This is a genomic window from Rahnella sp. JUb53, assembly GCF_004346065.1.
Classification (GTDB): Bacteria; Pseudomonadota; Gammaproteobacteria; order Enterobacterales; family Enterobacteriaceae; genus Rahnella; species Rahnella variigena.
Genome location: NZ_SLYT01000004.1, coordinates 106,119 through 127,275 on the forward strand (window position 1 = coordinate 106,119; position 21,157 = coordinate 127,275).

General features: G+C 50.7%; 16 protein-coding genes. 1 reads left to right on the top strand and 15 read right to left on the bottom strand.

Going from position 1 to position 21,157, the window contains the following annotated elements; translation table 11 throughout:
• Nucleotides 1–43: 43 nt before the first annotated feature.
• The 6 genes from EC840_RS11040 to cmoM all read right to left on the bottom strand — a co-directional run bounded on the left by EC840_RS11040 (nucleotide 44) and on the right by cmoM (nucleotide 10,240).
• Nucleotides 44–595 carry a YcbK family protein gene (locus EC840_RS11040; protein ID WP_112287402.1) on the bottom strand — a complete coding sequence of 184 codons (552 nt, stop codon included), beginning with the start codon at nucleotides 593–595 and terminating at the stop codon, nucleotides 44–46.
• Nucleotides 596–774: 179 nt separating this feature from the next.
• On the bottom strand, nucleotides 775–2,625 hold the full coding sequence (gene ldtD / locus EC840_RS11045; protein ID WP_132965313.1) for a L,D-transpeptidase: 1,851 nt from the start codon (nucleotides 2,623–2,625) through the stop codon (nucleotides 775–777).
• Between the two features lie 353 nt (nucleotides 2,626–2,978).
• Nucleotides 2,979–7,427: a chromosome partition protein MukB gene (gene mukB, locus EC840_RS11050; protein WP_120161234.1), complete on the bottom strand. Its 4,449-nt coding sequence runs from the start codon at nucleotides 7,425–7,427 to the stop codon at nucleotides 2,979–2,981.
• Complete coding sequence (mukE, locus tag EC840_RS11055) at nucleotides 7,424–8,155, bottom strand: chromosome partition protein MukE (RefSeq protein ID WP_112287359.1); 732 nt, start codon at nucleotides 8,153–8,155, stop codon at nucleotides 7,424–7,426. The genes mukB and mukE overlap by 4 nt, the downstream gene beginning before the upstream one ends.
• Nucleotides 8,136–9,458 (bottom strand): chromosome partition protein MukF, encoded by a 1,323-nt coding sequence (mukF, locus tag EC840_RS11060; RefSeq protein WP_112287358.1) that lies wholly within the window; start codon nucleotides 9,456–9,458, stop codon nucleotides 8,136–8,138. The genes mukE and mukF overlap by 20 nt, the downstream gene beginning before the upstream one ends.
• Nucleotides 9,455–10,240, bottom strand: coding sequence for a tRNA uridine 5-oxyacetic acid(34) methyltransferase CmoM (gene cmoM / locus EC840_RS11065; protein WP_132965315.1), 786 nt, complete (start codon nucleotides 10,238–10,240; stop codon nucleotides 9,455–9,457). The genes mukF and cmoM overlap by 4 nt, the downstream gene beginning before the upstream one ends.
• A 147-nt stretch (nucleotides 10,241–10,387) precedes the next feature.
• Between cmoM and elyC the strand changes: the two genes are divergently transcribed.
• A complete protein-coding gene (gene elyC, locus EC840_RS11070) occupies nucleotides 10,388–11,167 on the top strand; it encodes an envelope biogenesis factor ElyC (protein WP_132965317.1) in 780 nt (259 codons plus the stop codon).
• A 10-nt stretch (nucleotides 11,168–11,177) separates the two neighbouring features.
• Here the strand turns inward: elyC and EC840_RS11075 are convergent, their stop codons facing one another.
• The 9 genes from EC840_RS11075 to EC840_RS11115 all read right to left on the bottom strand — a co-directional run bounded on the left by EC840_RS11075 (nucleotide 11,178) and on the right by EC840_RS11115 (nucleotide 20,963).
• Nucleotides 11,178–12,071: a YcbJ family phosphotransferase gene (locus EC840_RS11075; RefSeq protein WP_112287355.1), complete on the bottom strand. Its 894-nt coding sequence runs from the start codon at nucleotides 12,069–12,071 to the stop codon at nucleotides 11,178–11,180.
• A 193-nt stretch (nucleotides 12,072–12,264) separates the two neighbouring features.
• The gene (gene kdsB, locus EC840_RS11080; RefSeq protein ID WP_132965319.1) at nucleotides 12,265–13,017 is read right to left on the bottom strand and encodes a 3-deoxy-manno-octulosonate cytidylyltransferase; all 753 of its coding nucleotides are present in this window, start codon (nucleotides 13,015–13,017) and stop codon (nucleotides 12,265–12,267) included.
• On the bottom strand, nucleotides 13,014–13,196 hold the full coding sequence (locus EC840_RS11085; protein WP_056771818.1) for a Trm112 family protein: 183 nt from the start codon (nucleotides 13,194–13,196) through the stop codon (nucleotides 13,014–13,016). Before EC840_RS11085 ends, kdsB begins: the two co-directional genes overlap by 4 nt.
• 395 nt (nucleotides 13,197–13,591) lie before the next feature.
• Complete coding sequence (locus EC840_RS11090; protein WP_132965321.1) at nucleotides 13,592–14,815, bottom strand: winged helix-turn-helix domain-containing protein; 1,224 nt, start codon at nucleotides 14,813–14,815, stop codon at nucleotides 13,592–13,594.
• A gap of 96 nt (nucleotides 14,816–14,911) precedes the next feature.
• Complete coding sequence (locus EC840_RS11095; protein ID WP_112287352.1) at nucleotides 14,912–15,124, bottom strand: cold-shock protein; 213 nt, start codon at nucleotides 15,122–15,124, stop codon at nucleotides 14,912–14,914.
• Between the two features lie 260 nt (nucleotides 15,125–15,384).
• Nucleotides 15,385–15,594: a cold-shock protein gene (locus EC840_RS11100; RefSeq protein WP_013574839.1), complete on the bottom strand. Its 210-nt coding sequence runs from the start codon at nucleotides 15,592–15,594 to the stop codon at nucleotides 15,385–15,387.
• Nucleotides 15,595–15,943: 349 nt separating this feature from the next.
• Complete coding sequence (gene lpxK, locus EC840_RS11105; protein ID WP_129637991.1) at nucleotides 15,944–16,933, bottom strand: tetraacyldisaccharide 4'-kinase; 990 nt, start codon at nucleotides 16,931–16,933, stop codon at nucleotides 15,944–15,946.
• Nucleotides 16,930–18,678 carry a lipid A ABC transporter ATP-binding protein/permease MsbA gene (gene msbA / locus EC840_RS11110; protein ID WP_112287350.1) on the bottom strand — a complete coding sequence of 583 codons (1,749 nt, stop codon included), beginning with the start codon at nucleotides 18,676–18,678 and terminating at the stop codon, nucleotides 16,930–16,932. Before msbA ends, lpxK begins: the two co-directional genes overlap by 4 nt.
• A gap of 38 nt (nucleotides 18,679–18,716) precedes the next feature.
• The gene (locus EC840_RS11115; protein ID WP_132965323.1) at nucleotides 18,717–20,963 is read right to left on the bottom strand and encodes a DNA internalization-related competence protein ComEC/Rec2; all 2,247 of its coding nucleotides are present in this window, start codon (nucleotides 20,961–20,963) and stop codon (nucleotides 18,717–18,719) included.
• Nucleotides 20,964–21,157: the final 194 nt, after the last annotated feature.

Genomic DNA, 21,157 nt, shown 5'->3' on the forward strand with positions numbered 1-21,157 from the left:
CCACAAAATGGCCTGCACATCGGCAGGCCATTAATTACACACATCACCAGGTCCGTGCGGGGCCGGTATCGATGTGCACAAAGTTACTTCGTGGATAATATCCTACACCACCCATCCGCATTTTTAACGCTGCTTTGCGGATATTGCTCAATTCGATTCCCTGAATATGGAAATCCATCGCCTGTCCGAGCGTGTGGTAACTGTGTTTTGCTACGCCGCTTCCTGGTTCACGCATGCTGTTATTAGTCGCCAGAGAGCGATAGCCGGAAATAAGCTGAACAGGTTTATTGGTGCCGCCGAGCATAACTTGCAGACGATAAAGATGATCGAATAAGGCGGGATCGATAGCTTTAACCTTTTCCGCCCGATAGTCTCTGAACAGATGATTCAATCGAGCCAACTCATCCTTGTTGTAACGCTTTCCATCAAAAAACTCTGTTTTGAGGGTTTCGCCGGTATTTAAGTTATTAACGACTAAAATACGCGGACGAGGAGTGGAAAGAGTAGCGAATGCACGACCCGGAAGGAATGCAATCCCCATAGCGGCACTGCCCAGTGCCAGCCATTTACGGCGATGTTTGTCGATTTCATTCATGAACAGTTTACTATCCGATAAGAGAGTCAAAAAGAAGTGCGATTTTTGCACCGTTTCGAACCTTAACCGCCAAATATCAGCGAGTCAAGCGACCCTGAAACGCAAAACGAGCGTGCCAGTGGCTCACGCTCGTTGTATGGCCAAATACTCTGACCCTTATCAGATTAGTTTTACTGCATTTATTGAAGCAAAATTTCTGCCTGAGGCAAAATTTGTGCTCCGGATCTCACTGTGGAATCATAATTGTAAATATCTGTGCGGAACTGCGGTTTACCATCATCTGCAACCCACGCCGTCAGATAAAACAGTTTTACCGGTATGTGATGTCGTATTGCCACGTAAGTGGTGTTACCGCCCTGCAAAGCAGATGAGATACGGGTGTCATTCCAGCCGGCATCCTGTAACAACATATTCGCCAGTTCAGACGCTTTATTGACCCTCACGCACCCTGAACTCAGCGCACGAATGTCTTTACTGAACAGGTTATGATTTGGCGTGTCATGCAGATAAATTGCATCAGAACTCGGCATATTAAATTTATACCGGCCAAGCGAGTTGCTGACTCCAGGAGCCTGACGGATACGGTAAGGGAAGTGATTAGGGGACACCATTGCCCAGTCGATCATGGAAGGATCGATGACTTCCGCGTCATTGCTCCAGCCTGACAATACCTGATAACCATGCTGCTGGAAGTAGCCCGGATTGTTCATGGCTTTCGGCACAATATCTTCACGCACTAATGTGGTCGGCACATTCCACGGTGGATTCACTACCACATTATTGAGCGCACTACTCATTAACGGAGTCTTACGGCTCGGACGTCCGACAATGACGCGTGAAGACAGAACTTCATTGCCATTGAGATAATAGGTGAGCTGATAGTTTGGAATGTTCACCATAATTCCGGTATTCACATTCCCTGGCAGAATTCGCAAACGCTGAATATTCAGCGCCAGTAAAGTGGCTCTCAGCTGTGGTGAAGCATTCAGCCACTGGCGCGTACGCCCGCCGATAATCCCATCCGCCTCAAGTCCCTGCCATTTCTGAAAACGTTTTACTGCTTCCACTAAATCTGGCGTGTACTGATTATTCGCAACAGCTACAGAAGCAGCCGGTGCCGGCGTTTCAGTGGACTGAACCGAAGGCAGAACATCCTGGACCGACGTCGCAGAAGGACTCACCGCTGGGGTGGCTGGCTGCGCTTTGTCTGCGGTTTCATCCACAGACAAATCATCATTCGCCGCGCTCCCCGGCGTATTCGGGGCTATCGTTTCATCCGTCGGTTTAGGCGCACTGGTTTCCTGCGGCGAGGCAACCATCATGCCCGTTCTGGTGAGGATCTCACGCAGCGCCGGAACATCATCACTGATTTGATCAGGTCGCAAGCTTGCTGAACCGCGCATCGCAGGCCACGGACGGTTGTCCGCCAGCATCGTTTTCAACGCGTCATGCATTTTGGCGTAATATGGGTGCTGTGGCGTCAGAGTCGACATATAGTGCGCGGTATCACCCTGGCGCACCGCCAGTTGCCACTGATTAATCACTGTCAGCGAAGGTGTGGTCATCTTGTACGGCGTCGTGCTGTAAAGCCACTTATCCCCGTTGGCTTCCACGCTGCTGGTAAATTGGAGATAGCCCAGCATCGCATCAGAGAGCACTACGTCGCGTGCCATACCGGTCACCTCCGGGTCAGTCAGCCATTTCACCCATTGGGTAAACTGCGGCTGAATACCGGAAATAGCCAGCTCAGCTAACTGCTGCTGGAATATTTGTATCGTTTCACGATCTTTCCACATCGGCTGCATATGGTTAGCGGCGTAAAGCGACGAGAGAGATGACAGATAGAGAGGCCGGATGCCTCTTGGCATCAATTCTGCCTGCAGCTGGCTCATGCTTTGCACGCTGGATAACGTGGTTTTTCCGACCGGCATAGTGGGAACTGCCGCCCAGGCAGCAAACCACGGAGACAGACCACTCGCCAGCAAACAGCTGGCGACTAAAAACTTGAGAGACCTTTGATTCATTAACATCTTCCCTTGCCTCCCGGTAAAGTGCCCAATTCATTCCCCAAAATTAAGCCAGCAATGTCTGGTTTAAGTATATAAACAGAATTCTTTTTTTGCGCGGTGGCTCAATGAAATGCAGTCCGCGTGTACCTGAAGACTCTAAGCCAGCCGTCAGACGAAATAAAGGTTTCATTGGGTACTTTCCATTCAATGACAATCCATCAGCTCAGATTTCATCCAGTGATTGAGATTATCTTTATCCTCTGATTAATCAGGGAAGAAATTTTCATAGAAATTTTATATAAATTAATCAATTAGCGCTAAGGCAAAAAAAAAGCCCCGACATAAGCCGGGGCATGATCATATTCTGAAAATAATCAGGAAACGTCAGCTTCCGTATTGGCCAGTGCAGGAAGTTCTGCGGCAAAACCGCGTAAACCCACCACATGCACATGTTCATTATTGCCAAATACTTTTCGCACCAGTTTATAGGTCGTCCCTTTTTCCGGGCTGATGTTTTCTGGCGCAGCGATAATCAGCTGCATTTCGAGACGGTCGCAAAGCTCGAACAGCGTGGCGATGGATTTCGCATCCAGACGCGCGGCTTCATCAAGGAACAGCAGACGACATGGCGAAATATCTTTGCCACGCATACGGCTCGACTCATCTTCCCAGCTCTGAACCACCATCACCAGAATCGACATACCGGTACCGATCGCTTCACCGGTCGACAGCGCGCCACTTTCCGCACGAAGCCAGCCGTCTGAACCACGGTTAACTTCCACTTCCATTTCCAGGTAGTTGCGGTAATCCAGAAGTTCTTCGCCGATGGTTTGTGGCGTACGCTGACCCATATCAATCTGCGGATTCAGACGCTGATACAGTTTGGCCAGCGCTTCCGAGAAGGTCAGACGATTACTGCTGAACAGATCCTGATGCTGTTCCTGCTGTTCAGAAAGAACATCCAGCAGTCCCGCATGTGCTTCACGCACGTTCACGTTCAGACGCACACTTTTTACCTGACCAAACGCCACGGCCTGCAGCCCCTGGTTGAGCTGACGGATACGGTTCTGCTCGCGCTGAATGGTTTTGCGGATGATGTTCGCCACACTTTTAGAACTGATGGCCAGTTGCTGTTCGCGGGCGGTCAGTTCTTCAGTCAGACGTCCCAGCTCGATTTCCATCTGTTCGATGGCTTCGACCGGATCGTCGGTGCGGATAATATCCTGACGAATACGTTCACGCAGATGCTGATACACGGCAATGTAGAACTGGATTTTGCGTTCCGGACGTTTCGGATCTTCTGAAAGACGCAGCACATCGCGCAGATGTTCGTTATCAGACACCGCCAGACGTAGCGCACCCAATGCTTTATCCGACATCGAACGCAGTTCGTCGCCATCCATGTAAGCCAGCTCACGACGGTGCAGACGACGCTCAACGCCGTTATCTTTCACCAGACGCATGACCGCACACCAGCCCGCTTTCGAGGACACCACCTGCTCACGGCTCTGGTGGTAATCGCGCTCAAGCTTACGCAGCTTTTTCTGCAGATTGTCCATTTCTGCTTCGCAGAAGGTGATCTGTTTTTCCAGCTGGTTGCAACGGGCACGGTTAGTGCTCAATGCAGTATGCAGCTCATCACGACGGGTTTTGGCTCGCGCTTCGGCATTCGGATCCGCCTGAACGCCGATATCCTGCAATTCCTGGCTCAGCTCTTTGAGCATATCGCGTTTGGCATCGAACGAACTTTTCAGCGAGGCCAGAACCTGACTGTACTGAGTCAGCTGAGTCTGATGCTGACGCATCTGCTCGCGGGCACGCGTACGTTCCGCTTCCGCATGTTCCAGACGCTGACGTAGTTTGTCGTTCAGGTCGCTGTTTTCGTTCAGCATGCCGGCAGAATCGGTATAGCTGAAGTGCGCACGACGCTGAACGACTTCGGTCAGCGCAAAGGCCTGCTGCTTCGCCAGACGCTGTGAATGCTGCGCCTGTGCGTAATCTTCTTTCAGTTGCTCATGCTGTTCCGGGTCACTTTGCAGCACTGACACCAGCGGTTCCAGCTTAGCCAGCGAAACACCGTGTTGCTGAATGAAACGGGCAGCATCCTGCGCCTCTTCCATTTCTTCGCGGATTTCTTCCACACGGTCGATCAGCGTTTCATCGCACAGTAAGCCTACGCGCGGCTGCAATTTATTGAGCATACCGATAGCGTCTTTCGCCTGCTCGTATTGCTGACGCTGTTGCTGATTCTGGCCTTCATGTGCATTGATGGCACGTTCCAGTTCGCCACGACGTCCGCTCAGGGTGCGGATTTCTGCTTCCGGATCGGCATCAAACGCAACGGCCAGATGGCTGCCGATGAAACGGCTGAATGCCTGATGCGCACGCTGGATTTTCTGCACGTCAAACGACAAGGTCGCATAACGCTCAGAAAGATTTTCGCGTTCTTTATGCAGAGTTTCGAGACGGTTTTCACGCGCCGCACGACCAAACAACGGTACCTGCGGGAAATGAGAATAACGCCACTGGCGGTCACCGGTTTTCACCAGCACCGCGCCCTGCATTTCTTCCACTTCAAACACGTTGTCATCAAATGACTGCGGATCCCCTTCAATCAGGTAGAGATCTTCAGGACAATCGTCCAGACCGTCCAGCTGATCGCGGATCAGAGACAAATCAGGCACGACAATCGCGTGGCGTGACGGACCATACAACGCGGAGAAGTAAGGCGCATCATCGATGGTAACGTCATCATAAATTTCAGATAACAGTACGCCACCAAAGCGTTCTGCCAGCGCGATCATGCGGGAATCTTCTGCACCGCTAGGCTGACTGAGGCGCGTTATCTGGCCTTCAATGCGACGTTTGCGGGCAGCGACTTCGTCACGCTCAACCGTGGTTTCGCGTTCCGTTTCCAGCAACTGCTGCATGTATTCGGTCACCTGCTGGCTGCTTTCCAGCGGTTCTTTACTTTGTTCACTCAGCTGGCTGAGGGCTTCCTGTGCGGCCAGCCAGACCGGGGCACGGGCGGTCAGCTCGCGAATACGCGACTGAACCTGCTCGAGTTCCTGACGCATTTGCATACGACGTTCACCGGCCTGCGAGACAACGCCCTGCAATTCTTCGATCTGTACTTCCAGCTCACGCTGCATTTCGTCCAGATCTTCCGGATGCACATCCTGACCGGTGCGTTTACAGAATTCCTGCAACTGACGCTCAGCATCCTGCTGTTCACGCAGACGGCCTTCCAGCTCGGACAAACGCATCCGCAGCGGTTCTACGCGTTCCGCCTGATGTTGCTGTGAAGACCAGTCGCGCAGCAATTCACGCGCGGTCTGCCAGGCTTCGCTGCGGCTCACTTCACCGGCGATTTTCACCACCAGCTGATAGGCATTTTCGAACTGATTATGCGCGGCAGACGCCACACTCATTTTCTGTTCCAGCATCAGCAAGATTTCAGTAGCTTCCTGCTCTTTACTCTGGAATGTTTCCAGCCATTCTTCACTGTTCTGAATACTCAGATCAGGGATCTGACAAAGGTCGCGCGCACGCTCAATAGCCTGTAGGGCTTGCTGATATTGGATCGCACGGGTTTGCTGAACGTCCAGCGCCTGCTGGTAATCGGCCAGCTGACTTTTCAGTTCGTCCACTTCCAGCTCAGCGGCTTCCGCACGTGCTTCGTGCTCTGCGTGCAGTTCGCTGGCTTCTGCGACGACTTCGTTCTGCTCTTCGAGACGGTACGTCAGCTCTTCGAGGTCACTTTCGTAACGCTCGATTTTTTCCTGCTGACGCATTGCGGTCTGAACCAGACTCAGATGATCGCTCGCAGCCTGATAATCGGTTTCCAGATCGCTCTGCGAACCGCTCTGCTCAGCCAGCTCACGCGCCATTTCAACATGACGATATTGCTCACTGGAAAGCTGTTTGCGGCTGGTCAGCAAATCATTACGCAGCACCAGCGCACCATCGAGATGAATGCGGCGTTCATTGGCATGACGCATATAGTCGGCGGCCACGTACGACGTTGCTTCCGAAATCAGATGCTTAAACAGGTCGCGGTCAGATTGCGTAACGCGGATCGCTTCCAGCGTCATGCGGTTTTCACGCAGCGCGGCTTCCATATCCTGGAAGGCTTTACGCACACCGCTGTTTTCCGGCAACAGGTAGTCGCGCAGGGAGCGGGTGATGGCGCTGGAGATACCGCCGTAAAGTGATGCTTCGATCAGGCGATAGAATTTACTGCGATCAGACGCTGAACGCAGACGACGCGGGATCACACCCAGATCGAACATCAGCGCATGGTAATCGGTTATCGAGTTGAACTGCTTGAACTGCACGCCTTCCATTGCTTCAACGCGCTCTTTCAGTTCATGCAAAGGCAACACGCGCGCCTGACGTTCGCCAACGGTTTCCGTCAGCATTTCTGTCGGGTTCACCGCAACCGGCAAGCCCTGAATGGTGAAAGGTTTGATATCGACTTTACGGTCACGCCCCGCAACCTGCTGCAGACGAACACCCACGACAATGCGCTGATGACGGGAGTTCACCACATCCAGAACGGAGTAACAGACACCGGCGCGTAATTTACCGTGCAGACCTTTATCACGTGAGCCGGAAGTTGCCCCCGCTTCGGTGGTATTACGAAAATGCAGCAACGTCAGATCGGGGATCAGCGCCGTGACAAAAGCGGCCATGGTCGTGGATTTACCCGCACCGTTACCACCGGAAAGCGTGGTGACCAGTGAATCGAGGTCAAATGTCCGGGCGAAAAAGCCGTTCCAGTTAACCAGCGTCAGTGAGCGAAATTTACCGCGTTCAATCATTCCTGTTCATCCTCTGCGCTTTCATGCCCTTGCTGCCCTGCCAGCGGTTCGCCGTCTTCATTTTCGTCGTTCAAGGACAACGCGCTGTCGACTGGCATCGCTTCGCCGTCGCGGATCATCCGCAACTGAGCTTCGCGCGCGTCATCGCCGCTGCGGACATCCGCACCAAAGCGAAATACTGCTTCTGTAATACGGAATTTAGTGCTGTCGACGCCCATGAAATACACCATGCCCAGACGGCGCAGGCGGTTCAGTGAAGTGCGGACTTTATCCTGCAACTTCTGGCGATCCAGGTCAGAGCCGGTAGAGCGCTGGTTGACGTATTTCAGCAATTTGCTTTCGTCGGCCAGACTCAGTAATTCATCATAAAGTTCCTGCTGGGTAAAAATCCCCTCATGCGCCAGACGTTCCGGGCTGAGATACAAATAGCAGAGAATTTTTCCGACCATCATGTCCAGCTCAGAGAGCACGGAACGCGGGATAAGCGTGGTGGAGCGCGGACGAAGATAGAAGAAACCTTCCGGGGCCCGGATTAATTCCACGCTGTAGCGGCTGTAAAACAGTTCCATTTCTTCCTGATAGTCCATCAGGAAAGCGTGGTTATCCAGTTCGTCAATGCCAATATGACGGCCAGAACGCAGCTGGCTGTCGAGAGCAGGAAACACTGAATTTGCCAGTGCCTGCGCCAGCTTAGCTGGCATTATGTGTTCAATATTTGTCGATGACATGGGCCTGCACCTTGGCTCCGTAATCATTGATTGCCTGCCATTCGGCATGCAACCCTGAAAAATCTGCTTCAGCCACACCAAGGCGTACCGCCTGGTCGACCACAATTCGCGCGACATCAAAGTGTCGGGCACGCGGATACTGCTTGAGGTATTCGCGCATTACCATGCCCAGATTGAGCGGCGTTTTTTGTTGCTGATAAACCTGTAATGCCTGTTCAATCAATGCCGCAAGTTGTTCGCGGATTTCGTTAAATTCTTCAAACTCGAGATCTGGCGGTAGTTCACCGGTCACTTCTTCGCTGCGCAGTGCCAGCTCTTCGTCACGCATATCCAGCAGACGATCGGCATTGGCAAAGGTGAGCGTCCACGGCTGGTCAAAGTAGTTTTGCACCGACTGACGCAGACGTTGAGCAAATACCCGGTTCTTATCCATGTCGATCGCAGTACGGATAAATTTATGCACATGGCGGTCATAACCAATCCACAGGTCAATGGCCTGCTGACCCCAGCTGGTAATACGATCGAGTTTGTTCTGTAAGTCGAACACCAGTTTATCGACGAAACTCAAATCGAGTTCGACCATGGTGGCGTCCTGAATGCGCATCAGATGCGCCTGCAACAGGTTACCGGCAGCTTCAAGCGTATCCTGTAGTTCACGCAGCGTGCCTGAGGTTTCTGACAGAAGGATTTCACAGCTGGAAATGGCCGCGCGCCAGTCTTTATTCAGCAGTGCAGCAATATCGTCTTTTACGCCCTGCTGCTGTTCGTCCATGATGCGCTGGGTCATGTCGATGCTGTCAAAAATCTCAGCAACAGAATATTTCAGCGGCGCGTAGACATTGCGATGCCAGTGGAAATCATCGCCGCCCTCTTCGGCCGCATCAGCAGCGCGTTTGAGTTCCTGCGCAACAATCGATAACTGCATAGACAACCGCAACGTGGAAAATTCACGCTGGCGGATGTAATAATCTGAAATGCCGATCGCCAGCGGTGTCAGGCGATAAATGGCATTGCCATCCGCCATTTCACTGACAAAACGGTTGAGCAAGCGCTGGCGCACCATGTCATTGATGGCGTTATTGGCACGTACGGTAATGGTTTCGTTTGTCTGCTCAAATCCTTTACTGACATGACGAAACGCATCGACCAGTTCACCCTCACTCATTTCCCCGTCAAGGCGCTCGCTGTTTAACGTGGCAATCGCCAGAAGAAAAGCCAGCCGCTCCGTTGGCAGCGAAATTGAGAAATCATTTTTCCGTGCCCAGGCGACCAGTTCGGGTACAGTCTGGGAAAATTCACTCATAATTCGTCCTTCAGAATGGGTTTGTGCGCCATCACATGGATGTAGCGTCCCAAACTAACAAAAGGTTCCTGACGGCAATAACGCTGCTCCAGCGCCAAAAGCTCGTCAAAATCCTGCTTATGTTGTTGTCTGTTTCGCAAATAATCGTGGAACACTCTAACACCGGTCTTGCCGCTTATCTGCATTCCCAGTTCTTCCAGCCACTGATAAACCTGCGCAGGTTCCAGCGGATGATCGGGTAACAGGGAGCTTTTTTTGATTTTAGGCACACCGGCTTCGACATGACCAAAGTTGCCGAGGATCATATGCCGCATGACCAGACCGTGGATATTGTAAAACATCAGCGATAATGCGCCACCCGGTGCCAGACAATCGACCAGCGCGGCAAGTGCCTGACGCGGTTCTGCCAGCCATTCAATGACCGCATGGAACAATATCAGATCAACCGGCTGTTCCAAATGTTCAGCAATGTGCTGAGCCGGACATTGTACAAATTGCATGTTCCCGCTCACACCTTTTTCCACCGCCGCGGCCTCGGCGCGTCGGATCATCTCACCGGAGAGATCGCACAACAAGACCTGATGTCCTAAAGCAGCAAGTTCACAGGCCATTTGCCCTTCACCGCCACCCGCATCAAGAATACGCAATGGTCGCTGAGGCAGCGTTTGTAGCAATTCTTGCAGATCCTGACCCAGCACAGCCTGACGGATACGTCCCTTAGTTGTGCCGTAGATATTGCGCGAAAACTTTTCCGCCATATCGTCGAAGTTACGATCCTGCATGAAGAGATACCTGTTCCTGATGGTGCATTCTGTTAAAGGGTTTATCAGCGCGACCTGCTATTTTGGCACAGGCTGGCATAGAATAAATCATCCTGACGCGGATTCATGCCCGGATGTCGTTTTTTCACCCAAAAGGACCGGTTTCTGATGTTATTTATCCTAAAAAAAACCTTCGGTGACCTGTTATTACCGCTGCCCTTTATTCTGGTGATCATGGCGGTTGCACTGGTTTTGTTGTGGGTGACCCGCTGGCAAAAAACCGGGAAAGTGTTTTTTTTACTGAGTTGGCTGCTTTTACTGCTGCTGAGTATACAGCCGGTCGCGGACAGTCTTCTGCGCCCGATTGAAACCAGGTATCCGACTTATCAGGTCACGGGGCATACGCCGGTTAAATTTGTGGTGGTTCTGGGTGGCGGTTATACCTATAACCCGGACTGGGCACCGAGTTCTAATCTCATCAGCAACAGTCTGCCACGTGTGACGGAAGGTATCCGTATTTACCGCGCAAATCCGGGATCAAAAATGATTTTTACCGGTGCGCAGGCGATGACAAATCCGGTCAGCAGTGCCGCCGTGGCCGGAAAAGTAGCGCAAAGTTTAGGAGTGCCTGATAGCGATATTATCCTGCTCGATAAACCCAGGGATACGCATCAGGAAGCACAGGAAGTGAAAGCACTGATAGCTGACCAGCCTTTCGTGCTGGTGACGTCAGCGAATCATTTGCCTCGGGCGATGGTGTTCTTCCGGCAGCAGGGATTGCATCCGATCCCCGCACCGGCGAATCAGCTGGCGATCGATTCCCCGCTTAATCCGTGGGAGCGTGCGCTGCCACAGGCCTTGTTCTTATCGCACAGCGAGCGGGCGTGGTATGAAACGTTGGGGCGCTTATGGCAATGGGTGACATCACCCGCGCCCGTAACGAAATAGTTAAGTCAGCTCAGTTAAGCCACGGCAGCAGTTGTTGCCGTGCAAAATCAAACTGGCGGCGATCAAGTTTGCCGGTGTGGATCATGTGCGCAACAGACTCCCACACCAGATACATCCAGCGGCGGGCAAGGAAGCTTTCAGAAACCGGCGCTTTTTGCAGATAGCCGAACAGCAACTGCTCGCTCATCCCTTTTTCCCACAGGCGGAACAAATCAAACTCACGTGGTGCCCACAGCACTGGTCCGGGATTGATCATCGCCAGCAACTGATCGCTGCGCGGGTCTTTTAGCATACTGCGTAACGACAGATTGCCGTGAACCAGCACCGGCGTGTCGTCAAAATCTTCAAACAGCGCGGGGATACAGGCACGGGAACGAAACAGCAGCGTGCGGTCTTCCGGCGTCAGATCAGGTGCCTGTAAATTCGTTAATGTTGCCCACAGCACTTCTATTCTTTGCGGATACCAGTTTTCCCACCGATTTTCCTGTGTACTGTCGACAGAACCCACGCAGCCGTGACTGTCGATACGGTGCCAGGCCAGCATCGCTTCGACAATTTGCTCCTGCAATATTGTCCAGCGTTCCGGCGTACGCGTCGGGGCCTCTGCGGAAACGCCGCGCAGGCGCTCAATGAGCAGGATTTCCTGATAAGGTTTCTGGTGCGTAGTGACCATGCCGTAGACCGTCGGAACCCGTACCACACCTTCTCTCGCCAGCATCGACAATTTATAGGCTTCCTGTCCGGCGATACCCTGACAAATAAAACTTTTCGCCAGCAAAGGCATGGCGTAACCCTGCTCATCATAAAGGGAGAAAAGATGGGCATAAGGCTGCTCACTCACACATTCCAGTCGGGACAAACGCTCCCCCAACACGATGCTCAATTCGGCTTTTAGCTGTTCCATAACATGTTCGCAGTGACGAAAAAGTTAATGTTTATGATGAAAGCTTCAGTGACGGATTACCCCGTTTCAGATCAAACAAAAACCGGATAATGAGGGCAGAAAAAGGAAGATGTCGCGCAAAACGCAGGGAAAGGTGGAAATGTAGAAACGGAATGCCGGGACATTCCGTCTTATTATTGTTGGCGCGTGGGTTTTATTTATGACCCAGGATTGCGCGCACGCGTTCTAAATCTTCTGCCGTGTCCACACCCACCGACGGAATGGCTTTCGCCACATCAACGTGGATTTTTTCACCGTACCACAGTACACGCAGCTGTTCGAGCAGTTCGATATGCTCAAGCTGGCTCGGTTCCCATTTTACATACTGGCGGATAAACCCTGCGCGGTAAGCATAAATGCCAATGTGGCGAAGGAAAGTATCCCCGACAGTTTCCTTAGAAACGGCAAAACGCTCACGTTCCCACGGAATGGTTGCACGTGAGAAATACAGCGCATAACCGCGTGCATCGCGAACGACTTTCACAGCATTCGGGTTGAACGCCTCTTCCGCGGTTTCGATAGGCACGGCCAGCGTCGCCATACCGGCTCCACTTTTCGCCAGATTATCGGCCACCTGACGAATGATCACCGGCGGGATCAGGGGCTCGTCACCCTGCACGTTGACGATGATTTCATCATCAGCAAACTGGCATAACTCAATCACTTCAGCCAGACGTTCAGTACCGGACTCATGGTCAGGACGGGTCAGGCAGACTTCGCCACCTGCCGCTTCGACGGCTTTCGCTACATCGGGGTGATCGGTCGCAACAATCACTCTTTTCGCCCCGGACTCGAGGGCGCGCTCCATCACATGCACAACCATCGGTTTACCGTTGATATCCGCCAGCGGCTTACCCGGCAAACGGCTTGACCCAAAACGGGCAGGAATAATGGCAATAAAACTCATGGATGCGTCTCATCAACAGAAAGCGGACGGGCTTCATTTTCTAATAATACAGGGATACCGTCACGGACCGGATAAGCCAGACTGTCTGCCTTACATACCAGTTCCTGTGATTCTTTATTAAAGTAGAGCTTGCCGTTGCAGACAGGGCACGCAACGATTTCAAGTAAACGATGATCCATAAGTTCCTCCCGGAGGCGAATACACTGCATTTTCAGCCAGGTGTAACGCAAAAAACATTGGAATACATAAGACAACGGTCCCAGAGGATAGCATAACCCCTGCTACCCGTTAATCCTCAGTTCGCCCGCAGGAATTTCTTAAAGGTTAATTCAATGTGAATGAAAAATTTCATCATGGAGCGATTGCGTTGCAGATTTAGTGGGAGTACAATTTTTTTGTGATGCAAGTCACACTATCAACCCCACAATAAGAGCTCGAAAATGAAAACCATTAACAAAATCATCGCAATGTTCGCTAACTTCAGTCAATAAGACTGTAGTCACACCTGCAATCATCGTGAAATAACGGCTGCCTGACGCAGCCGTTTCATTTTGCGGGATGACTTTTATGCGAATTAAACCTGCCAGTCAGTACCCCAAAGCGCCATCAGTGTCTCCGGCACATTTCCAGTCAACACGCTTTCCGCTCCCTGCCACTGCGCAAATCGCGTAATTGCACCGTGAACATCCTGCGCACGCCGGGCTGTCATTGTGATCTGCGGTTCAAGATGCAGACTTTTCACTTCCAGAATTTTTTCTTTACGATGCATCTTGGCATCCACACGCCCAATCAGTTCACCTCGCTGTAATATTGGCAGCGTGAAATAGCCATACTGACGTTTTGCCTCCGGCGTATAGCACTCAATCCGGTATTCAAAATTAAACAGCACCGATGCACGTTTGCGATCCCACACCACCGGATCAAAAGGTGAAAGCAGTGTAGTGATGGTTGAGCAAATTCGTGATTCAGTCGCTTGCTGTAACAAAGAAAACTGTTGCTGATGAACGTAAAAAATACCCTCAAGTCCTGTCACTTCGACGGGTGTGATTTCCTTATCAGCCAGCAGTTGTGCAATAACGGCTTTGGTATTCACACGCTTAAGACGGTAGTAGTCAGCCAGCCATTCCGGTTTGAAGATGCCGAGATATTGCGCCGAGCGACGCAGCATCTGGTACTCCGCTACGCCCTGATCAAGGGTCTGGCTGGCATCATCCCAGTCAGGCATTACGCGTTCGGCCAGGTCGTAAACCCGGTGGAAGTTACGCCGTTCAGATACCATCAGTTTTCCCGAGGTGAACAACGTTTCCAGATGCTTTTTGTGAGGCTTCCAGTCCCACCAACCACTGGCTGATTTTTTATCTGCGGTGAAATCTGCCGAGCGTACGGGACCGTTTTCAGCAATATGCCCCAGTAATGCCTGTATATCTGACTGATGTTCATCAAACCAGGCCTGAGAAAACTTCCAGCCCATTCCCTGCGGATTCAACATACGGTGGCGTAATAATCCGTAATCTTCGCTGGGAATAAAACAGGCTTCATGCGCCCAATATTCAAATATTTTTCCGCCGGAAAGCGCTTCTTCCAACCATTGCGGAGAATAGTGACCTAAGCGACTGAAGAGAACCAAATAAGGGCTACGTGCCACCACGCTGATAGTGTCGATTTGCAGCAATCCCATATCACGGATGGCCTGCACAACATCAGCAGCAGACGGTTTTCGGGTAAAGGGTTTTAAGAGATTTTGCGCAGATAAATGCAGGGTGCGGGCTGAAGCGAGAGATATAACCGGGTGAGACATATCGGTATCCAGGGCAGCAAGTAGACTGTGGATACCGATAGCATATTTTTACCGGAGCGTAAAATTCAGCTCAACGGGGAACAACAAAAACCAGACTCAGAACGCAATAACATCAGCCGCGGAAGGGCCATGTGCTACGCTGCGATAAGTGGTGAATTCGACCTTCTGGCCAGCGCTGAGTGATTTATTTCCGGTGTTCGCGATGGAAGTGCGCTGAACATAAATTTCAGAAGAACCATCAAGCGGACAAATAAAACCGTAGCCTTTAGCCTGGTTGTACCATTTAACTAAACCCATTTGTAACATCATAATTTCTATCCTTTATTTTGGGCATCCATGAACACACTTTTTTATTATTGTTCGGATGCGTTTGCCCATTTCTAAGTTATTTTTTTATAAAAAACCTCTAATGAGCGAATTATTTAACGATTATTTTTACTGTTATATTTTTTGTCAGGTATTGAAACCTAACTGACTTCTTCGCACTAAAAACCCGCCATGGGGCGGGCTTTATTCTGCTGATATAAATCACGATTCACGTTGTTTTATATCACCACGCCAGCCTCTTATCAGAGAGCAATAACGTTGGCAGCAGCCGGACCGCGCGGGCTGTCCTGAATGGTGTATTCTACACGCTGGCCTTCAGCCAGAGTTTTGAAACCATCGGTTGCGATTGCAGAAAAATGTACGAATACATCTTTGCCGCCATCAGCTTGCTCAATAAAACCAAAACCTTTGCTTTCATTGAACCACTTAACCTGACCATTTTTCTTAGACATATTTAAAACCTTTTTACTAAATATAAAATCCTGCCATTCGGCAATGTTGGCCAATAGTTCAGACAATTACTTATGGGGAGGACTTAGAAGGTTCGTCTTGGAAGCGGAATCATCGGGAAAGAGATAACGTCTGGGAGGAACTGCTTTACTCTACACTCATACATAAATAGCGCTGCAACACAGGCTGCATGCATTTACTCATAAGTGCTGCCTGATAGCAAGACACCTAACGTAATTATTTTCAGGAAAACAGTAATTTTAAATATAAACCTTTAAAAACAGTCACCTTGAGATTATATATTTACGTAAATTTTAAATCAGAATGTGAATTTTAATGAAAAATCCACGTTCAGCGGATGTTTTTCAGTATCAGATCGCTGATTTTTTGCAGTAATTTCTCGGCCAGAACTCCTTCAATCTTTGCGTCGACAGGCAGATACCACCAGTCGGGCTGAGCAAATGAGCGACATTTTACCGCGTCTTTTTCCGTCATCAGAAGAGCTTGCCCGGATTGTGCAACGCCTGAAAGCTTATCCAGCGTATAAGGCTGATGATCAGAAAATGCGACTTCTTTCTGCACATCCACGTCCAACTGTTTCAGCGTCGCAAAAAAGCGTGGCGGATGCCCGATGCCAGCCATTGCAACAACATTCTGTAATGAGGTTGGATTACGCTGCTCACCGGTCAGCAGATTGATAGCTTTTCCAGGCTGCAGGATCATCGCTAACTCACCTGAGTGTGCCGCGCCGCCGTTAGTTATCACAGCATCAACTGAGCGCAAACGTGAACGACGTTCCCGCATCGGTCCCGCCGGTAACCAGTGCCCGTTGCCGAAGCGCCTTATGCCATCAACCACTACAATTTCAACATCACGCGCAAGAGCATAATGTTGCAAACCATCGTCGGTAATAATCACGTCCAGTTCATGTGACGCAAGGAGTGCTTTTACTGCATCAGAGCGAACCGGAGACACCGCAACCGGTGCCCCCGTTCTCTGAAAAATCAGCACTGGCTCATCACCCGCTTGTGCCGTTGAAGTTTCTTCACAAAGCAGCAGCGGATAGCTTTCCGCTTTTCCGCCATACCCGCGTGAAACAACGCCGACACGAAAACCATGCTGTTGCAGCGTTTCAACCAGCCAGATGACCACCGGCGTTTTGCCGTTACCCCCGGCAGTCAGATTCCCGACCACCACGACGGGCACCGGAGCCCGCCAGCTTTTTTTCAGTCCCGCTTTATAGCTAAAACGGATCAGAGTTGAGATCAATCCGTAAAGCCAGGCCAGCGGAAGGAGTAACAAATATAACGGTGATTTCCCTGACCAGATGCGATCAATCATTGCCCGAATTGCATCCGGTAGAGTTGTGAGTAAACACCACGTTCTTCGAGAAGTTTCGCGTGTGAACCACGTTCCACGATACACCCATCCTCAATAACCAGGATTTCATCCGCTTTCTCGATAGTCGATAAACGGTGAGCGATAACCAGTGAGGTACGGTTTTTCTGCAATTCATCCAGCGCAGCCTGGATTGCGCGCTCAGACTCAGTATCCAGCGCAGAGGTTGCTTCATCGAGGATCAGAACTGGCGAATCACGTAACAAGGCACGTGCAATGGCAATACGCTGACGCTGACCGCCTGAAAGCAGAACGCCATTCTCGCCAATGACCGTGTCCAGCCCTTTGTCCATTTTACTGATAAAGTCCATCGCATACGCCATGGTGGCCGCTTTCTCGATTTCTTCGCGGGAATACATATCAGTTCGGGCGTAGGCGATATTGTTGGCAATGGTGTCGTTGAACAAATGGACGTTCTGGGAAACCAGTGCCACCTGATCGCGCAATGACGACAGGGTATATTCACGCAAATCATGTCCATCCATCAGGATTTTACCTTCCTGAATGTCATAGAAGCGTGTCAGCAAATTCGCGATGGTCGATTTACCGGAACCGGAACGTCCTACCAGTGCAACGGTTTTACCTTCTGGCAGGCCGAAGGAAATATTACGCAGTGCGGGAATATCACGACCGGGATAAGTGAAAGTCACATTTTTGAATTCCACATTACCTTTAACGCGTTTAACTTCCAGTTTACCTTCGTCTTTTTCCTGTTCCATATCCAAAATGGAGAACAGAGTCTGGCAGGCAGCCATACCGCGCTGGAACTGAGAGTTGACGTTAGTCAGAGATTTCAGCGGACGCATCAGGGCAATCATGGAAGAGAACACGACAGTGATGGTACCTGCGCTGAGCGTTTCCATAACAGACGGGAAGCTCGCCGCATACAACACGAAGGCCAGAGCCAGAGAAGCGATCAGCTGAATAATCGGGTCGGAAATTGAAGAAGCAGAAACCATACGCATACCTTGCTGACGCATGCGGTTACTGACTTTATCAAAACGCGCGGTTTCAACTTTCTGACCACCGAAGATCAACACTTCTTTATGGCCTTTCAGCATCTGCTCGGCGCTGGTTGTTACCTGCCCCATCGTGTTTTGCATCGTCTTACTGATATTACGGAAGCGCTTAGACACCACACGAATAACAACAGAAACAATCGGCGCAATCACTAACAGGATCACCGACAGCTGCCAGCTGTAATAGAACATCATGATAAACAGACCAATGATCGACGCGCCTTCACGTACGACTGTCACCAACGCACTGGAGGAGGAGGACGCGACCTGTTCTGAATCATAGGTAATGCGCGAAAGCAAGGTACCGGTAGATTGCTGGTCAAAGAAAGCGACCGGCATTCTCATCATATGGCCGAACAGACGGCGGCGCATATGCATCACCACTTTGCCCGACACCCATGAAATGCAGTAGCTGGAAATGTAGCCACTGATGCCACGAACGACCATCAGGCCGATAACGACCAGTGGCATCCAGAGAAGAATTGAGCGGTCAGCTTTACCAAAACCGTCATCCAGCAGCGGCTTCAGCAAGGACAGCATGAAAGTATCACTGGCGGCGTTAGCGACCAGAGCAATAGCCGCAGCGATAAGCCCGGCTTTAAAAGGTGTGATCATCGGCCACAAACGGCGGAATGTCTGCCATGTGGAGAGATCTTTATCGTTCATCATGCAATATCAACCAGCATCGAAAGAAATAGCGGTCTATTCTACTCATTATCTACTGATACTCCAAACTGACGGTGATACCAACGTGGGATTAATTGCTCGCGTAAGCCTTTAATTGTCCAATAATCATCATAAACGAACAGGCTCAACTGGCCTGATTCAGACGTCGAATGCCAGTCATAGCGCGCTTTGTTGTATCTGCTAACAACTTTATGCGCAGGCAGATGCCATTTATTGAAACGGGAAGCAGAAGCGAGTGAACTAACAGGTTTAACCGTTCTCAGGAAGGGCGGAGTCGACGATGTATTGCTTCCATGGTGGGGTACCTGTAACACTGTCGCCTGTAAACCCTGACGCCATTTCATGATGAGAGCCTTTTCTGTTTCCGCTTCAATATCTCCCGTCAGCAGCAAACTAAATGCCCCTTCACTGACGCGGATGACGCAACTTTCGTTGTTTCCCGCATCAGCAACCTGCCGCTCAGGCCACAGCACGTTGAACATCAGCCCTTGCCAGCGCCATTGCTCGCCAGCAATGCATCCCAAATGGCTCTGCGCCGATATTGAGTTTTCCCGAAGCCGGGCATCGGGATACCGGGTTTGTAGGGACTCCAGCCCGCCACGGTGATCCATGTCGTTGTGACTGATAATTATCTGCTCAAGCTGAATATTTCGTCGGTTCAGGAACGGAATAATATTCTGCTCAGCAGCTGAACCCCCTTCCCATCTGTTACCGGTGTCATACAGAATCCCTTTTCCGTTTCTGCTGATGAGGACTGAAAGACCATGACCGACATCCAGCATATCGATCCGCCACCTTTCCGGCGGAAACCGGAGAAACCAGGTCACGGAAAGAGCAAGCAAAGAAAGCACAAGTGAAAAAGAGTGTTTAACAGGAATGAGGCGCCAGCAAATAATTATTAGCCACCCCAAAAAGCTTAACACCAGAAACGACTCACCAAGCGGAGTCCAGCCCGCGGCAAAAGGTTTTACCCCCCACATGGCCAGACTCAGCGATGAATCAGCGAGTTGCCAGACAATAATTTTCGCATTAATCAGCCAGCCCGCTGGCAGCAAATTTGTGAGTAAGGACAACAAAACTAAAGGCACCGTGATCAGTGAAACAACCGGCACCGCCCACATATTAGCCAAAAAAGAATAAGCATTAACTCCCTGAAAAATAGTAATTTGTATCGGTAAAAGAAGAAGTGTCATGCCAGTCTGTAAGTGACCCCAGCGCAAGAATGACCAATACCAGGCATGGTGGAAACGTGCTGGAAGTGGCGCCCATTGGAACCAAAACACCAGCGAGGCCACGGCAAAACAGGATAACCAAAAGCTGTCTGACAGAAGATTCATGGGATCCAAAAGCAGTAGCAGAGCCACTCCCCACAGCCAAATCTGCCATGGATGACAACGGATGCGAAAAAAACGAAGTGTCAGCCACATTGATACCGCCAGAGCAGCTCGCATAGCCGGTGCATTCCCACCCGACAGCCAGGCATAGGTCAGCATAAATGCCCCACTCACTATTAACGGGAAGCGATAGTCAATCATTCTTACCGGCAGATAAAATTGCAGACCACGCGCCAGCCACCAGCCAAACAAGGCGGCAATACCAATATGCAGCCCTGATATAGCCACCAGATGCGCGATCCCGGTTCTCTGCAACAAAAGTTTTTCCGGTCCCTGAATCAGCCCTTTCTCCCCAAAAGCCAATGCCACTAACACTGGCGTATTTTCCAGCTGCGGCATCCCCTGCTGTACCCGCTTGATAAATTGCTGACGAAAGGTGCTGTTATTATCAAGCAACACTGCACTGCGGATTGTCGCGGTCATAGGAGCATGCTGAGAAAGGGCCCAACGTTGTGCGTCAAAACCGCCTTCGTTGAGCAGGCTATGAACAGGACGCAAGCTGACCTTCAACTGCCAGCGCTGACCGGCCTGCAGACTTTCCCCTCCCTCACGCCACTTTGTCCTGAACATAAGAGGTGGGAAGATTCTCTGACCTTCGAATTTTTCAATTTTGAAATACTGAGATTGTTCACTGGCATTCCCAAGATTGATAGTTTGCAGAGTTGCTGTTACGTTTCTGGACGCTCCCTGAAATGTATTTATCTGCTGTATCAGGATCCCTCCCTGAAAAGCCCCCCAGCTAAAACTGAGCAATGTGAGCGCAGATATCCTTAATACTTTTTGCTTTCCTCCGGCTAAATACCAGGCGAGACCACATAAAGCCGTAAGAACACCCGCAGAAGGTATTTGTGGGAGAAATATCAGTGGCAACATGCCGGTTATGACGGCTGCCGCCGCCTCATCCGTTGAGATTTTTATTTTTTACGCCCTTCAGTTTAACCACCAATACCTTCGGTAGCTTTCCGTACCGGAGTATGATTTTCAGGCGAATGATGAACAAGCAGAAGACAGAATCAATGCGGGACATTACGCAAAATATCGAAGGGAGACGGGTTATGAAGGGTTAA

Excerpts from the sequence above, each read along its gene's own strand:
- EC840_RS11040 (WP_112287402.1), bottom strand. The coding sequence starts at position 595 with ATGAATGAAATCGACAAACATCGCCGTAAATGGCTGGCACTGGGCAGT.
- ldtD (WP_132965313.1), bottom strand. The coding sequence starts at position 2,625 with ATGTTAATGAATCAAAGGTCTCTCAAGTTTTTAGTCGCCAGCTGTTTG.
- mukB (WP_120161234.1), bottom strand. The coding sequence starts at position 7,427 with ATGATTGAACGCGGTAAATTTCGCTCACTGACGCTGGTTAACTGGAAC.
- mukE (WP_112287359.1), bottom strand. The coding sequence starts at position 8,155 with ATGTCATCGACAAATATTGAACACATAATGCCAGCTAAGCTGGCGCAG.
- mukF (WP_112287358.1), bottom strand. The coding sequence starts at position 9,458 with ATGAGTGAATTTTCCCAGACTGTACCCGAACTGGTCGCCTGGGCACGG.
- cmoM (WP_132965315.1), bottom strand. The coding sequence starts at position 10,240 with ATGCAGGATCGTAACTTCGACGATATGGCGGAAAAGTTTTCGCGCAAT.
- elyC (WP_132965317.1), top strand. The coding sequence starts at position 10,388 with ATGTTATTTATCCTAAAAAAAACCTTCGGTGACCTGTTATTACCGCTG.
- EC840_RS11075 (WP_112287355.1), bottom strand. The coding sequence starts at position 12,071 with ATGGAACAGCTAAAAGCCGAATTGAGCATCGTGTTGGGGGAGCGTTTG.
- kdsB (WP_132965319.1), bottom strand. The coding sequence starts at position 13,017 with ATGAGTTTTATTGCCATTATTCCTGCCCGTTTTGGGTCAAGCCGTTTG.
- EC840_RS11085 (WP_056771818.1), bottom strand. The coding sequence starts at position 13,196 with ATGGATCATCGTTTACTTGAAATCGTTGCGTGCCCTGTCTGCAACGGC.
- EC840_RS11090 (WP_132965321.1), bottom strand. The coding sequence starts at position 14,815 with ATGTCTCACCCGGTTATATCTCTCGCTTCAGCCCGCACCCTGCATTTA.
- EC840_RS11095 (WP_112287352.1), bottom strand. The coding sequence starts at position 15,124 with ATGATGTTACAAATGGGTTTAGTTAAATGGTACAACCAGGCTAAAGGC.
- EC840_RS11100 (WP_013574839.1), bottom strand. The coding sequence starts at position 15,594 with ATGTCTAAGAAAAATGGTCAGGTTAAGTGGTTCAATGAAAGCAAAGGT.
- lpxK (WP_129637991.1), bottom strand. The coding sequence starts at position 16,933 with ATGATTGATCGCATCTGGTCAGGGAAATCACCGTTATATTTGTTACTC.
- msbA (WP_112287350.1), bottom strand. The coding sequence starts at position 18,678 with ATGATGAACGATAAAGATCTCTCCACATGGCAGACATTCCGCCGTTTG.
- EC840_RS11115 (WP_132965323.1), bottom strand. The coding sequence starts at position 20,963 with ATGTTGCCACTGATATTTCTCCCACAAATACCTTCTGCGGGTGTTCTT.